This is a genomic window from Paraburkholderia sp. Tr-20389 (genome assembly GCF_017104565.1).
GTDB lineage: Bacteria > Pseudomonadota > Gammaproteobacteria > Burkholderiales > Burkholderiaceae > Paraburkholderia.
On record NZ_JAAGPD010000053.1, the window covers coordinates 37,339 to 50,474 of the forward strand.

Consider the following 13,136-nt stretch of genomic DNA (forward strand, 5'->3'; position numbering starts at 1 on the left):
CGGTGCCGGCTGGTCGATTACAGGTGAACCGGAATGAGCACGGGCCGGGCTTTGCGCGGCTTGACCACGACCGTGATCTTTTTCTCGTCCTGCCGGTCCGTCTGCGACTGGGCTTGCGATTGCTGTTGGGGCTGCACTTGCTGAACCTGCGTTTGGGTCGTCATTTCAAATCTCCTTGGGTTAGCGTTCAATCTGCACTGCTTAACAAGCTGTCCACCAATGTGGCCAGTTCTTTCACGCCCGGAGCCAGAAACCCGAAGCCGTGCGGCGGGCAGCATCGCCGCGCCAATGGCGGCGGACGATGAGCGCAACAGGCTTGAAAATGTAGCCCCGTTCTCCGTCGTGGATCCGGCACCGGTCGCGGCTTCTCGGTCCGTTCCGGTGCAGTCAGACGCATGTGTTGTTTATCGACCGGTTCATTAACCCGGTTTTCAGCACGTTGCCGCGCTGTGGCCGAACAGGCGTGCCCGAGTGTCGCACTGACGCCGCAGCCAGACGCACTCGACACGCAAAACGGGCGCTCCCGCCAAGGGGAGCGCGCCTGAAGGTCGATCTGGTCTGGGCGGTCGGGTCGGATTCTCGTGGTTGGCCGCCGTTCGTTGTTTCTCTCAGGTTCCGTCTGCTGCTGTTCTCTCAGGTTCTGCTGCGCCGTATCTTTTTTGCACGGCCTCGGAAATTCTCTCGGTACAGTTCCGGTTTTGCACAATCAGTTAAAGTGTTCGCTCGTTTTCACCGCCGTTCGACGAATTCGTCAAATGTTAAATAACTTACTGATTTAACACGATTTTCGGTCGAAAATTCATGCAAACAAACTAACTCGTTGGACCTATTGTTCCGGTAAACTGCGATAACTGGAATGAACACTTTCGATCAATTTGCGCGAAGTGTTCGGCGAACTTGCTCGAACACTTTGACCGGGAGGCGAATGAAGATCACCCTCGACGTCGCAACGGCCACCCCGCTGACGGAACAGATCGTCGGTCAGGTCGAAGCGCTGATCCTGTCGCGCGAATTGCGCGTAGGCATGCGCCTGCCGTCCATCCGCAAGTTCGCGGCCGAGCACAACATCAGCCGCTTCCCCGTCATCGAGGCCTACGACCGGCTCGCCACACGCGGCCTGCTCCAGCCCAAGCACGGCTCCGGCTATTACGTCGCCGAACAGTTCGAAAAAGCGCCGCGCGCCACGCGCGGGCTCGACGCGATTCGCGCGACGCCCGAGTCCGATCAGATCCTGCGGCAATTCGAGCGCCCCGACGAGGTGCTGAACCTGTCGATCGGCTTCATCCCCGAAGCATGGCGCGACGTCGAAGGCATCGCGCAGGCGATTCGCCAGGCCTCGCGCACGGACGCGCGCAGCCTGATCGACTACGCGATTCCACAAGGCGACCCGGTGCTGCGGCTGCAGATCGAACAGCGCCTCGCCTTCGTCGGCGTCGCCGCGGAACCGCAAAACATCATGGTCACGAACAGCGCGAGCGAGGCGCTCGACCTCGTCGTACGGATGCTGCTCAAGCCCGGCGACACGGTGTTCGTCGAAGATCCCGGGTATTTCAACCTGTTTGGGCTGCTCAAGCTGCAAGGCATCGAACTGGTCGGCGTGCCGCGCCTGTCGACGGGACCCGATGTCGACGCCGTCGAGGCGCTGCTGAAAGAGCATCGGCCGAAGCTATTTTTCGTCAACACCGTCTTTCACAACCCGACGGGCACGAACGTCGCGCCGCACGTCGGCTTCCGGCTGCTGCAGCTCGCGCAGGAACACGACTTCATGATCGTCGAGGACGACGTGTACGCGGATTTCCAGGCAATCCCGACGCAGCGCCTCGCGTCGCTCGACCGGCTGACGCGAGTCGTGTATATCGGCGGATTTTCAAAGAGCCTGTCGTCGTCGCTGCGGCTCGGCTACATCGCCGCGGAAGCGGGACTGATCAAGCACTTCGTCGAAGTGAAGGCGCTCACGAGCCTCGGCGGCACGCGTTTCAGCGAGCGCGTCGTCGCGGCGCTGCTCGAACGCGGCACCTACCGCAAGCATCTGGAGCGGTTGCGGCGGCGCGTGAACGGCGCGATTTCGACGGCCGTGGAACTGCTCGCCGAGATCGGCTGGCAGGTGTTCGACGAGCCGTGCGGCGGCACGCTCGTGTGGGCGCGTGTGCCCGGCGTGCCGAATTCGGATGTGTTCGTCGCCGAGGCGGCGCGGGCCGGCATCACGGTGCAGCCCGGCAGCTACTACCGGCCGCATGGCGAGCCGACGCCGTGGGTCCGCTTCAATACCGCGTATCTCGACAACGAGCGCGCGATGGGATTCTTGCGGCGCGCGGCGGCCATGGGCGATTGAAGACTCGCCAGGCTCGCCGTTCTCGCCAGTCAATGGGCGGCGCACACGCACCGCCCGCCGGTACCGCTCATTCGCGCCTTCAGCCGCCCTGCTGTTGCTGAAGCCTTCCGCGCGCTTCGCCGAGGCTCTCGAAGCGGTCGTCGTCCTCGTTGAACACGGCGATGCGCCCGTGCCCGATGTCGTAGACCCAGCCCTGCACGTCGAGCCGTTTTTGCGCGAGCCTTCCCGCGACGGACGGATGCGTGCGCAGGTGCATCAGTTGCAGCCGGATATTTTCTTCGACGAGCGCCTGCACCAGATGCTCGCTGTCGACCTTGCGCGCCTGCACGACGCTGCGCGCGGTCTCGGCATTGCGCAGCCACGCGTTGACGGTCGGCATGTCTTCCGCGGTCATCGGCGCCGTGCCGGCGAGGCCGCGCATCGCGCCGCAGTCGCTGTGGCCGCAGATCACGATCTGCCGCACGTTGAGCGCGAGCACCGCATACTCGACGACAGCCGATACGCCGCCCAGCATCTCGCCGTAAGCCGGGACGATATTACCGATATTGCGGCACACGAACAGTTCGCCCGGATGCGTTTGCGTAATCATTTCCGGCGACACGCGCGAATCGGCGCACGTGATAAACAGCGTGTGCGGCGCCTGTCCCTGGGCGAGACTTTCGAACAAGGCTTGCGTGGCGGGAAACACCTCGTCGCTGAACTGCTCGACGCCGTCCAGCAGATGCAGCAGGTCCGACTTCGCGGGGTCGCGAAGCCGCCTGGTGTTGAGCATATCGTCCGACATGGAGCTGTCCCCCTTCGCAGCGCTTCTGGATGATGGATGAGGGAGTGTACGACGGGAATGCGGCAGCGGGCAGGTCACGTTCTCGCCGCAAAAGCTGAACGCGATGAGAGAAGGCCATAAAAGAAGCCCCGGCCGGACGTGATCGGAGCGGCGCGGGGCTCGACAAAAAGCTCGCCTGTTCTCAAGAGGCAGCCTCACGTTACGCGCGTCAAAAAAACGGAGCAATCGAAAAAAACCCCGGTTGCCGGGTGCGGCGACCGGGGGAAGCTCTCTCGCGCGCGAAGGGAACCACCGCGCACGACAGTCACTTTACTGATTCGCGGGTCGGGGATTAACCCATCGCGGGGAAACACTCCTTTCCAGCGCGCACAAGCAAAGCAAACGCAGGGCAAAACACGCGCGTCTTCCGGGCCCGGCCTGCCGAAGGCATCACTTCGCACGCGGCCTCGGCGGATGCGCGCGCGCCGCGCATTCGGCACACACACCCTGCAATGCCAGCGTCTTGCCGACAAAGCGTTTACCGAACTTTTTCGCAATGGCGATACGCCGCCGGTTGATCGTCGGGTCGGAGAACTCTTCGACCCGGCCGCACACGACGCACACGAGGTGATCGTGCGCCTTGCCCCTGTTCCATTCGTAGAGGCTGTGATGCTTGCCGAGCGGCACGATCGCGACGAAGCCCGCCTCCACCAGCTGACCGAGCACGCGGTACGTGGTCGACAGATTCATCCGCTCGCCGCCCGCGACGATACGCCGGTGAATGTCCTCCGCGCTGAAATGGCCGTGCTCCGCGTGCTGCAGATGGTCGAGCACGGCGGCCTGCGCGGCCGTGCCGAGCAGGCCGGCGCGCTTGAGCGCATCGAGTGACGAGAGGGGTGACGATGAACGAGGCGGCATGCGCAGCCGTTTGCGATCGAAGTTCGGGTTCGAATCGGGAGAACCGGCTTTCAGCCTATGACATCGGCCCGCACATTACCGGAACCTAGTTGATTGCGATTCGTATTCGAAAATATGAATCAGCGCGAGCGGGGTCCGTCGCTGGTGTCGGCACGCTGCCGCGCGACGTGCTGTTCGGCGGGTCTGAGCACGGCGGCTTCCCGTTGCCATGCACCGCGCCGGCTGCGCCCGATCTCGGCAGCTTGCCACGAGGCGAGCGCGAGGCAGCCGAACACGACTTCGCGCATCCGCTTCACGAGCGCCAGCGACAGCGCCGTCTGCTCGTCGACGCCAAACAGCCGTGCGAGCAACACGACGACGGCCTCCTGCACACCCAGCCCCGACGGCACGAAGAACGCGGCATGCCGGGCCGCCTGCGTGAGCGCCTCGACGGCGATCGCGCCGCCGATCGACACGGGATGCCCGAGCATCCACAGCGCCAGGTACACCTCCGACGCGCCGAGCAGATAGCCGGCAAACTGCCAGACGAACGCGCGCAGCAACAGAAGAGGCTTGCTCAGCAGCGTATCGATCGCGGCGTCGAGCTGCGCGCCATCGAGGCGCTCGACGCCCCAGTGCGCGCTCATCGGCAGACGCGCGGACCAGCGTTCGAGTGCGTGAAAGATGCCGCCGCGCCGCAGCAGCACGAACACCACGACGGGCACCGGCAACGACAGCAGCAGCGCCGCGCCGACCGTCACGAGCAGATCGTCGTGCCCCGTCTGCGCGACGATCATCACGAGACCCAGCGCCGCGAACACGTACTGGACGGCCATCGTCACCAGCACCTCGACGATCACCGACGCGCCGACCACGCTCGTTTCGCCGACCTTCCAGCGCGCGAGCCGCACGCCGACGAACTCGCCGCCGATGCTCGCCACGGGCAACAGCCGGCCGACGGCCTCGCGCACCGTTGCGACCCACCATAGATACGGCAGAGACGCGCGCTTACCGATCAGCAGCCACCACGCCTGCGCATCCAGCAACAACGGCAACGCGTGCAGCGGCACGAGCCACAGCAGCGCGAAGCCCGCCGCGCCGATCGCATGCAGCACGTCGCTCATGCCGCCGTGCAGCGCGAGCGCGATCAGCACCGCGATGCCGACAGGCAAGCCAAACCAGGTGAGCCACTTCATCATCGGTAAAAAGCCACTGCGTCCATCACATGTATGCACGTTGCGCGAACACATCCGCGAAACCGCCCGTGATCGCGCCGCTTGCCGCCAGCGCCGACGCGACGCGTTCGGACATCAGCGCGTCGAATTCGTCGCTATGCCGGTACGTCTGCATGGTGGGCGTGATCGCCCCTTCCCCCGGCACGGCGGGATGGCAGTAAATCTCGCCGACGCCTTCCGGCAGCCGGGCAAGCGCGGCGAGCAGCGCCGCTTCGTCCATGTGTCCCGTCTGCGACATGCCGATCACGTAGTCGTTGTGCGCGATCCCCGCATTATCCAGCTGCTTGCGCACGCGCGCGATCCACGGCCTGATCCACGCGGGCGCACCGCGCTCGTACGGCAGGCGCATCGCATTCAGGCCGTATTCGCTGCCCACTTCGATGATCAGCGCCAGCACGGTCGGATGCAGATGAAAGTGCTTGTGCGTGTTCACGTGATCGAGCTTGAGACCCGTTCGCGCGAACGCCTGAAACTGTGCGCGGATCTCCGCCTTCAGCTGGCGGCGCACCTCGGGCAGCAGAAAAAAGCGAAAGCCGTCGCGCACCATCCGGTCGCCGAGCCGTCCATCCCGGTCGACGAGCGCGGGAATGAGATGCGACGCGAGCATCGGCACGCCGTCGGCCAGCACGATGTGCAAGCCGACGCGCAGGCTCGGATACTGCCGCGCGCGATGCACGGCATCCGCCGAGGCCGGCGCGGAGACCATCAGGCTGGCCGAAGTCAGGATGCCATGCAGATGCGCGCGCTCGACGGCTTCGTTGATGCGCGGATGCAGGCCGAAGTCGTCGGCGGTAACGATCAGTGCACGTTGCGGCGTACGCGGCGCATGCGTCGCACGTTGCGTCATGCCTCGCGGGCCCGCAGGAAGCGGAAGAATTCGACGCCCTCGCGCAGGCGCCGCTTCATCATCTCCCAGCTCATCAGCATTTCGCGCACGATTTCCCAGATCTTCGACGGGCGGAAATAGAACTGCCGGTAGAACTGCTCCAGATGGTGATAGATCTCTTCGCGCGACAGATGCGGATAGCCGATCGCCGCAAGCTGTACGCCTTCCTTGCTGACGAGGTTGATCACCTTGTTCTCTTCGAGCCAGCCATTGTCCACGGCTTGCTTGTAGAGCGTCGTGCCCGGATAGGGAGCGGCGAGCGACACCTGGATGGTATGCGGGTTGATGTCCTTCGCGTATTCGATGGTCTTCTGAATCGTCTCCTTCGTTTCCCCCGGCAAGCCGAGAATGAAGGTGCCGTGGATCTTGATGCCGAGCTTGTGGCAGTCTTCGGAAAAGCGCCGCGCGATATCCGTGCGCAAGCCCTTCTTGATGTTCAGCAGGATCTGATCGTCGCCCGATTCGTAGCCGACCAGCAGCAGGCGCAGGCCGTTCTCCTTCATGATCTTGAGCGTCGCGTACGGCACGTTGGCCTTCGCATTGCACGACCACGTGACGCCCAGCTTGCCGAGACCGCGCGCGATCTCTTCGACGCGCGGCTTGAAGTCGGTGAAGGTGTCGTCGTCGAACATGATCTCTTTCACTTCGGGCATGTTGTCGCGAATCCACTTCACTTCTTCGAGCACGTTCTCGACGGAGCGCGTGCGGTAGCGGTGGCCGCCCACTGTCTGCGGCCACAGGCAGAACGTGCAGCGCGAACGGCAGCCGCGGCCCGTGTAGATCGACACATACGGATGCTTCAGATAGCCGATGAAGTAGTTCTCGATCTTCAGGTCACGTTGATAGACGGGAGCGACGAACGGCAGCTCGTCCATGTTTTCGAGGATCGGGCGCGCTTCGTTGTGCTCGATCGAACCGTCCGCCGCGCGATAGCTCAAGCCCTTGATCTGCGCGAACGGCAGCCCTTCGGCGATTTCCTTGCAGGTGAAGTCGAATTCCTCGCGGCAGATGAAGTCGATGGACTCGCTCGCCGTCAGCGAGTTGTGCGGATCGACGGCGACCTTCGCGCCGACCATGCCGACCAGCGCCTTCGGCGCGCGTGCTTTCAGCTGTTCGGCGAAGAGCGCGTCCGTCGGGAAGGACGGCGTGCTCGTGTGGATCACCACCACTTCGTACTCTTGCGCGATGGCGAGCGACGCTTCGACGGACAGGCCGTCGGCGGGCGCATCGAGCACGCGGCTGCCCGGCACGAGCGCGGCCGGCTGCGCGAGCCACGTCGGATACCAGAACGAACGGACTTCGCGCTTTGCCTGATAACGCGACCCCGCGCCGCCGTCGAAACCGTCGTACGACGGCGCCTGCAAAAACAACGTCTTCTTCATCTTCGTTTTCCACGAGTTTTGATTGAGCCGAGCGCGTGCCAGATCGTTGCGCTCAGCGGCCATCGGATACTTCAAGTGCCTTGACCGGCTCGTGCCGGAAAACCGTCGCCGGGCCTTCCGTGTCCTCGACGGGCATGCGCACCCCGCGCCACACCACCGTCGAGCCGAACGACCCCGCCATCCATTGCGCAAACAGCAACGCATCGCGCACGGGCATCAGTGCGAGATCGCGCCGGAACGTCCTGGGCTCGCCGCTCGTCATCGCGTGCAGGACGACACGCGCCGACACACCGGTCACACATGCCGCGACTAGCGCGACGAGCGCGGCGGGATGCCCGGCCGCACCATGCAAGGCGAATGCAAGCCACGCGCCGCACAGGATCCACGGCAGCGTGATGGTCACGAACAGGAACGTGAACCCCAACCGGTTCACCGAGCGGATCGTGCGCAGCCAGCGCGTCTCGCGGTCCCACAGCGCGGCCAGTGTGCTTTCCGTCACGTCCGTCTCGACGACCACGGGCGACAGCACCGTCGCGAGCCCGAGTTCGCGCACGTGTTCGGCGAGCCAGAAGTCGTCGGCGAGCGTATTGCGCAGCCGTTCGAAACCGCCCATACGTTCGAGCGTCGCGCGCCGCAGCGCGAGCGTCGCGCCGAAGCCGAAGCGCATCGAGCCGAACGCATGCGCGATCCGCGCGGACGGCACGAACCACTCGTTGATGAACTGCGCGCCGACGCGCGACCAGAACCCCGCAATGCCTTTCGCTCGATACAGGCAGGTGACGATGCCCGCTTGCGGATCGGCGAGCGGCGCGCACACGCGCTCCAGGTAATCGGGCTCGACGGCGATGTCGCTGTCGGCGAGCACGAACACATCATGATGCGCCCGTTGCGCCAGGTTGATCAGGTTGCTGACCTTCAGGTTGGTGCCGTGGATGCGCGGATCGACGACGAGCGAAATCCGGCGGCGCGGATACGCGGCCTGCAACTGATGAACGATCGCGACGGCGGGATCGTCCGCGCGCGACACGCCGCAGATCACTTCGAAGCACGGATGCGTCTGCTCGCAGAACGTCGCGAGATTTTCGAAGAGCCGCGGCTCGGCGCCGCATAGCGGCTTGAGCACGCTGACGGGGGTCGGTGCGGCGCGCCGCTCCCTCGCGACCGCGCGCGACGCCGATATGCGCGACGCCACGACGGCGACGACGGCATAGAACGCGGCGCCGAACACAAGCGCCATCGGCAGCCAGTAGATGTGCAGTAGCGCGTCCTGCATGGTTTCGATTGCTCCGGCTGAAAACCTGAAAGCTGGCCGTCCCGTCGACGTCGCAGCCACGTACACACAATGCGGCGACGGCTGTCACCAACCCGTCGCTTTGACGGGAACGTAAGGCATGCCGGTGAAATGCAGATGAAGAATCACAAGACTTCGTGCCGGACAGATCGCGGATACGCACACGGCATCGCGTCGTGGTCCGATGTAGTGCGCATGACGCCGCTTCATCGCCGCGCGAAATGCGATGCTCGCCGCATGACGCGTGATCAGTACGGCAGCGAGCAGCAGCGCGAACGCAAGCTCGCGGAACGACGTCGTCTCGAACAGCGTCTCGGGAAACTTGCAGAAGAACAGCAGACCTACGACGAATACGTCGATCGTCGTCGCGGCCACGGAAGCCGTGACGACGTGCGCGCGAATCATTTGAACGGTGGTTTGCTTCATCACCCGGCCAGCCCTACATGGTGCGCACCGATCGGCTGCCGCGACTCCGCAAATATGAAGTCAGCATGACGGTGCGACGAATTCAAGCGTGTCCACACTGCTGGACACGACGCACCGATGGTAGCGAGGCGATTCTGAAGAGAATATTAAGTCCCTCAAATCAAGTTTTGTTTCAACTCGCCTTCACTGGATTGCTTGCTGCTTACGGAAGCATCCGCTGCAACACGTCGTCTTTCAGCACGACACGATGAAACAGCGCGGCACCCACATGCAGCACGATCAGCGCGAGCAGTACCCATGCGAGCACGCTGTGCACGTCGCCGAGCGCATGCCCCGTCGGCGAGCCGGACTGCGTCAGATCCGGAAAGCGCACGGCGCCGAACAGCTTCACCGCCCAGCCGCGCGACGACGCGTTCGCCCACCCCGCCAGCGGCACGGCGACGAGCAGTGTGTACAGCAGCGCATGCGTGAAGTGGGAAATGAGCTTGAGCGAGCGCGACAGCTCGGCGGGCGCAGGCGTATGCGTCGCGCGCCAGACGATGCGGCACGCGACAGCCGCGACGATCGCCGCACCGACGCCTAGGTGCCACGCGATCAGCCCGTTGGGCAAGGTATCGCGATGCACGTCGGGCATCGTCCAGCCGATCACGAACTGCGCGGCGATCAGCAGCGCGATCAGCCAGTGCAGGAGGCGCGCGATGCCGTCGTAGGCGGGACGTTGAGCAAGGGTATTCAGGTTCATTGTCGATCTCGAAGGAATGAAGCCGCGCACAAAGCGCCAAAAGGGGCAGACTGCAAAGCGCGGAGGACGCGGCGATGCTAACGGGGCGATCCTGAAGAAAAGCTTAAAGCCGCCTGGATGACTGAAAGCGCATATACATGGGCCGCATCCGCGCTAGACTGCCAGTCGATACGATATGCCACATCAGTCAGATAACGACACCATGCGCATTCTTCTCGTTGAAGATGACGACCTGATCGGCAGCGGACTGGAAGTCGCGCTGCGCAACGCGGGCTTTACCGTCGACTGGGCGCGCGACGGCCAGCATGCGGAACTGGCGCTCGCGACCACGCACTACCTGCTCGTGCTGCTCGATCTCGGGCTGCCGAAGCTGTCCGGTATGGATCTGCTGAAGTCGCTGAGGCAACGCGGCAACGAGGTTCCCGTGCTGGTGCTCACCGCGAAAGACACGGCGGCCGACAAGGTGCGCGGCCTCGATGCCGGCGCCGACGACTATCTCGGCAAACCGTTCGATCTCGCGGAACTCATTTCGCGTTGCCGCGCGCTGATCCGCCGCTCGCAGGGCCGCAGCAGCGAATTGATCGCGTGGCGCGGCCTTACCGTCGATCCCGTCGCGCAGACGGTCTCGAAGGAAGGCGCGCGGGTGCCCCTCACGGCCCGCGAATGGGCCGTGCTGATTCACCTGCTCACCCATGCGGGCGTGCCGCAGCCGCGCGCGCGCATCGAGGAAAGCCTGTACGGCTGGCATGAAGAAGTCGAGAGCAACGCGATCGAAGTGCATGTGTCGAACCTGCGCAAGAAGCTCGGTGGCGACGTGATCCGCACCGTACGCGGCTTCGGCTACGTCGTGGACAAGACATGACCGGGCCGGGCTCGACGTCGACGTCGATCCGCCGCCGGCTGATGTGGTTGATCCTCGTCAGTGTCGGCGCGGTATGGGCGGTGATGTTCGCGTGGAGCTTTAGCAACGCGACGCGCGAGGTCGACGAATGGGACGACGCGCGCCTGATCCAGCTCGCGCATCTGCTGATCCAGCTCGACGGCGCCAACCTCGCGAAACTAGCCGCCGCGGGCGTCGACGTGCGCAACGAATACACGCGCGCGTCGCCCGCCGTCGACGACGACTCCGATGCGCAACCCCGTTATGCGCTTTTCGAAGTGCGCGACGCGGCGGGTCAGGTGGTGGGCGCCAGCCCCGGCATCGTGGCGCTGCGCCATTCCGCCAATCCGGGCGAGACGGCGGAAGGCGTACATATCCTGACGGTGGACGGCCAGCCGTGGCGGGCTTACGCGTTGAACGACAGCGCGACGGGCCGCAGCGTGCGCGTATTCGAACCCGCCAACCTGCGCAGCGACCTGACGACGGGCGTCGCCAGCCGGATCGCGCGGCCGATGGCGCTCGCGCTGCCCGTGCTCGCGTTGCTCGTCTGGTTCAGCGTGGGGCACAGCTTCAGGCCGCTGTCGGCGATCTCGAAGGCCGTGCGCATGCGCGACAGCCGCAATCTCGAGCCGATTCACGTCAACCCGTCGCCCGCCGAGGTCCGGCCGCTCGTCGACGCCATCAACCAGCTGCTCGCGCGCCTGCAACAGTCGATCCTGCGCGAGCGCGCCTTCACGGCCGACGCCGCGCACGAACTGAAGACGCCGCTCGCCGCGATCAAGGTCCAGGCGCAGGTCGCACTCGCCGCGCACGACGGCGCGCAACAGCAGCTGGCGATGCAGCGTGTGGTTCAGGGCGTCGACCGCAGCGCGCATCTGGCCGAGCAGTTGCTGCTGCTCGCCCGGCTCGACGAGCGCGACACGATGACGACCGCGCGCGTCAGGCCATACGACATCGCGGGCGAGGCAATCGCATTTCGCGCGCCGCATGCGGAAGAAAAGTCGATGAGTGTCGCGCTCACGGGCGACGCCAACGCGGAAGTCTACGGAGACCGTGTGCTGGCGCGCACGCTGATCGACAACCTGCTCGACAACGCGATCAAGTACGGCGACCCGGGCGGGCGGGTACACATCAGCGTGCTGGCCGACGCGCAGACGGTCTCGATCACGGTGTCCGACAACGGCCCCGGCGTCTCCGACGAAGAACGGCTGCGTCTCACCGACCGCTTCTTTCGCGGCGCGTCGGCAACGGCGAGCGGGAACGGCAGCGGCCTCGGGCTGTCGATCGTCGCGCGCATCGCCGCGCATTTCAACGCGCAGATTCATATCGGCTCGGGCATCGGGCGGCGCGGCCTGGCCGTGCAGATCGCGTTTCCACGCGTGCCGGACGCGCGCACGGGCCAGACGGCGGCGGCGACCTGACGCTGCCCTGTCGGTGCATGTCCAACACTCGTGTCAATGATGACGGGTGCGTGACAACGTTGCGTCGTCCACGTTTCGACGCGACTCCACGGGGAAGCCCGTCCTGACGCCTGTCCTGAAGCACATCGCTCATACAGCGGTTCGATGGCACGAGATTCGCACTGTCTGGCGCAAGCGCGCCGGCCGCTTATCCGAACCTGCAACCGTTCCGCTCAAGGAGACGCATCATGAAGACTTTGACCATTCACGACCTCAGTGCCTCGACCGAACTCGACAGCAAGACGATGGCCGACATCCACGGCGGCCGCATCAAGCTGCCCGGTCAGCACAACAACGGCACCATCCTGATCTCGCCGGATGGCGACCCCGTCGATGTGTACGTCGACGGGGTGCTGCAGAACTCGGTGACCGACGGGTTTTATCACACGCATTAGTGCGGACGTGAAGCGAGGCGCGGCCGAACGCGTCTCGCTTCGCGCGAGCGCGTCATCGGGTTGCAAGGAGAAGAAAGGGACAAGCCGTTCGCCGCGAGACGCGCGACGTACGTTCGTGCATCAGGGAAAGAGCGGCAGCGACATCGGCATCTCGACGCGCACTGCCTTGACGCGCGCGGGCTGCGCGGCGCGGGGCTTGCGCTGGCGCATCGGCGCGCCGGCACGCTCGAGGCCGTGGCAGACGCGTGCAAGCGCCTTCGAAATGGACGCGGGCTGTGCCATCAGCGACGGCAGCGATGCTTCCAGTTCCTTCAGCAGCAGCGGCAAGGCCGGCAAGGTCAGTGCCGGGGACTGCAGGGTCTTCCGTGGTCGGTTTGTCATGGACGCCTCTCTGGAACGCTGCGGGCACTGTATCACAGGCGGGCAACCGCCCTCCCCGAACCCCGC

14 protein-coding genes are annotated in these 13,136 nt (G+C 64.8%); 4 read left to right on the plus strand and 10 right to left on the minus strand.

Annotated elements, in window-relative coordinates; genetic code table 11:
- Positions 1 to 17: 17 nt before the first annotated feature.
- Positions 18 to 164 (minus strand): hypothetical protein, encoded by a 147-nt coding sequence (locus tag G3N95_RS34680; protein ID WP_205974595.1) that lies wholly within the window; start codon positions 162 to 164, stop codon positions 18 to 20.
- A gap of 761 nt (positions 165 to 925) precedes the next feature.
- Here G3N95_RS34680 and G3N95_RS34685 point away from each other — a divergent pair.
- Positions 926 to 2,332, plus strand: a complete 1,407-nt coding sequence (locus tag G3N95_RS34685; RefSeq protein WP_205974596.1) for a PLP-dependent aminotransferase family protein — start codon at positions 926 to 928, stop codon at positions 2,330 to 2,332.
- A gap of 79 nt (positions 2,333 to 2,411) precedes the next feature.
- On the opposite strand, the gene G3N95_RS34690 is transcribed toward G3N95_RS34685, so the two are convergent.
- The 8 genes from G3N95_RS34690 to G3N95_RS34725 form a co-directional block, all read right to left on the minus strand.
- Complete coding sequence (locus G3N95_RS34690) at positions 2,412 to 3,116, minus strand: carbonic anhydrase (protein ID WP_205974597.1); 705 nt, start codon at positions 3,114 to 3,116, stop codon at positions 2,412 to 2,414.
- 429 nt (positions 3,117 to 3,545) lie between these two features.
- Positions 3,546 to 4,013 (minus strand): Fur family transcriptional regulator, encoded by a 468-nt coding sequence (locus tag G3N95_RS34695; protein WP_205974598.1) that lies wholly within the window; start codon positions 4,011 to 4,013, stop codon positions 3,546 to 3,548.
- Between the two features lie 119 nt (positions 4,014 to 4,132).
- Positions 4,133 to 5,191, minus strand: a complete 1,059-nt coding sequence (locus G3N95_RS34700) for a lysylphosphatidylglycerol synthase domain-containing protein (RefSeq protein WP_205974599.1) — start codon at positions 5,189 to 5,191, stop codon at positions 4,133 to 4,135.
- 22 nt (positions 5,192 to 5,213) lie between these two features.
- On the minus strand, positions 5,214 to 6,074 hold the full coding sequence (gene hpnK / locus G3N95_RS34705; protein ID WP_205974600.1) for a hopanoid biosynthesis-associated protein HpnK: 861 nt from the start codon (positions 6,072 to 6,074) through the stop codon (positions 5,214 to 5,216).
- On the minus strand, positions 6,071 to 7,495 hold the full coding sequence (gene hpnJ / locus G3N95_RS34710) for a hopanoid biosynthesis associated radical SAM protein HpnJ (protein ID WP_205974601.1): 1,425 nt from the start codon (positions 7,493 to 7,495) through the stop codon (positions 6,071 to 6,073). Before hpnJ ends, hpnK begins: the two co-directional genes overlap by 4 nt.
- A gap of 52 nt (positions 7,496 to 7,547) precedes the next feature.
- Positions 7,548 to 8,768 (minus strand): bacteriohopanetetrol glucosamine biosynthesis glycosyltransferase HpnI, encoded by a 1,221-nt coding sequence (gene hpnI, locus G3N95_RS34715; RefSeq protein ID WP_205974602.1) that lies wholly within the window; start codon positions 8,766 to 8,768, stop codon positions 7,548 to 7,550.
- Between the two features lie 84 nt (positions 8,769 to 8,852).
- On the minus strand, positions 8,853 to 9,212 hold the full coding sequence (locus G3N95_RS34720) for a hypothetical protein (protein WP_205974603.1): 360 nt from the start codon (positions 9,210 to 9,212) through the stop codon (positions 8,853 to 8,855).
- A gap of 202 nt (positions 9,213 to 9,414) precedes the next feature.
- The gene (locus G3N95_RS34725) at positions 9,415 to 9,954 is read right to left on the minus strand and encodes a cytochrome b (RefSeq protein ID WP_205974604.1); all 540 of its coding nucleotides are present in this window, start codon (positions 9,952 to 9,954) and stop codon (positions 9,415 to 9,417) included.
- 202 nt (positions 9,955 to 10,156) lie between these two features.
- Here G3N95_RS34725 and G3N95_RS34730 point away from each other — a divergent pair, with 202 nt between their 5' ends.
- From G3N95_RS34730 to G3N95_RS34740, 3 genes are all read left to right on the plus strand, one after another.
- Positions 10,157 to 10,816, plus strand: a complete 660-nt coding sequence (locus G3N95_RS34730; RefSeq protein ID WP_205974605.1) for a response regulator — start codon at positions 10,157 to 10,159, stop codon at positions 10,814 to 10,816.
- The gene (locus G3N95_RS34735; RefSeq protein ID WP_205974606.1) at positions 10,813 to 12,255 is read left to right on the plus strand and encodes an ATP-binding protein; all 1,443 of its coding nucleotides are present in this window, start codon (positions 10,813 to 10,815) and stop codon (positions 12,253 to 12,255) included. Before G3N95_RS34730 ends, G3N95_RS34735 begins: the two co-directional genes overlap by 4 nt.
- A 227-nt stretch (positions 12,256 to 12,482) precedes the next feature.
- Positions 12,483 to 12,689 (plus strand): hypothetical protein, encoded by a 207-nt coding sequence (locus tag G3N95_RS34740; RefSeq protein WP_205974607.1) that lies wholly within the window; start codon positions 12,483 to 12,485, stop codon positions 12,687 to 12,689.
- 120 nt (positions 12,690 to 12,809) lie between these two features.
- On the opposite strand, the gene G3N95_RS34745 is transcribed toward G3N95_RS34740, so the two are convergent.
- A complete protein-coding gene (locus G3N95_RS34745; protein ID WP_205974608.1) occupies positions 12,810 to 13,070 on the minus strand; it encodes a hypothetical protein in 261 nt (86 codons plus the stop codon).
- Positions 13,071 to 13,136 lie beyond the last annotated feature (66 nt).

What these genes read in the sequence shown, in the direction of transcription:
- G3N95_RS34680 (WP_205974595.1), bottom strand. Translation starts at nt 164, where the DNA reads ATGACGACCCAAACGCAGGTTCAGCAAGTGCAGCCCCAACAGCAATCG.
- G3N95_RS34685 (WP_205974596.1), top strand. Translation starts at nt 926, where the DNA reads ATGAAGATCACCCTCGACGTCGCAACGGCCACCCCGCTGACGGAACAG.
- G3N95_RS34690 (WP_205974597.1), bottom strand. Translation starts at nt 3,116, where the DNA reads ATGTCGGACGATATGCTCAACACCAGGCGGCTTCGCGACCCCGCGAAG.
- G3N95_RS34695 (WP_205974598.1), bottom strand. Translation starts at nt 4,013, where the DNA reads ATGCCGCCTCGTTCATCGTCACCCCTCTCGTCACTCGATGCGCTCAAG.
- G3N95_RS34700 (WP_205974599.1), bottom strand. Translation starts at nt 5,191, where the DNA reads ATGATGAAGTGGCTCACCTGGTTTGGCTTGCCTGTCGGCATCGCGGTG.
- hpnK (WP_205974600.1), bottom strand. Translation starts at nt 6,074, where the DNA reads ATGACGCAACGTGCGACGCATGCGCCGCGTACGCCGCAACGTGCACTG.
- hpnJ (WP_205974601.1), bottom strand. Translation starts at nt 7,495, where the DNA reads ATGAAGAAGACGTTGTTTTTGCAGGCGCCGTCGTACGACGGTTTCGAC.
- hpnI (WP_205974602.1), bottom strand. Translation starts at nt 8,768, where the DNA reads ATGCAGGACGCGCTACTGCACATCTACTGGCTGCCGATGGCGCTTGTG.
- G3N95_RS34720 (WP_205974603.1), bottom strand. Translation starts at nt 9,212, where the DNA reads ATGAAGCAAACCACCGTTCAAATGATTCGCGCGCACGTCGTCACGGCT.
- G3N95_RS34725 (WP_205974604.1), bottom strand. Translation starts at nt 9,954, where the DNA reads ATGAACCTGAATACCCTTGCTCAACGTCCCGCCTACGACGGCATCGCG.
- G3N95_RS34730 (WP_205974605.1), top strand. Translation starts at nt 10,157, where the DNA reads ATGCGCATTCTTCTCGTTGAAGATGACGACCTGATCGGCAGCGGACTG.
- G3N95_RS34735 (WP_205974606.1), top strand. Translation starts at nt 10,813, where the DNA reads ATGACCGGGCCGGGCTCGACGTCGACGTCGATCCGCCGCCGGCTGATG.
- G3N95_RS34740 (WP_205974607.1), top strand. Translation starts at nt 12,483, where the DNA reads ATGAAGACTTTGACCATTCACGACCTCAGTGCCTCGACCGAACTCGAC.
- G3N95_RS34745 (WP_205974608.1), bottom strand. Translation starts at nt 13,070, where the DNA reads ATGACAAACCGACCACGGAAGACCCTGCAGTCCCCGGCACTGACCTTG.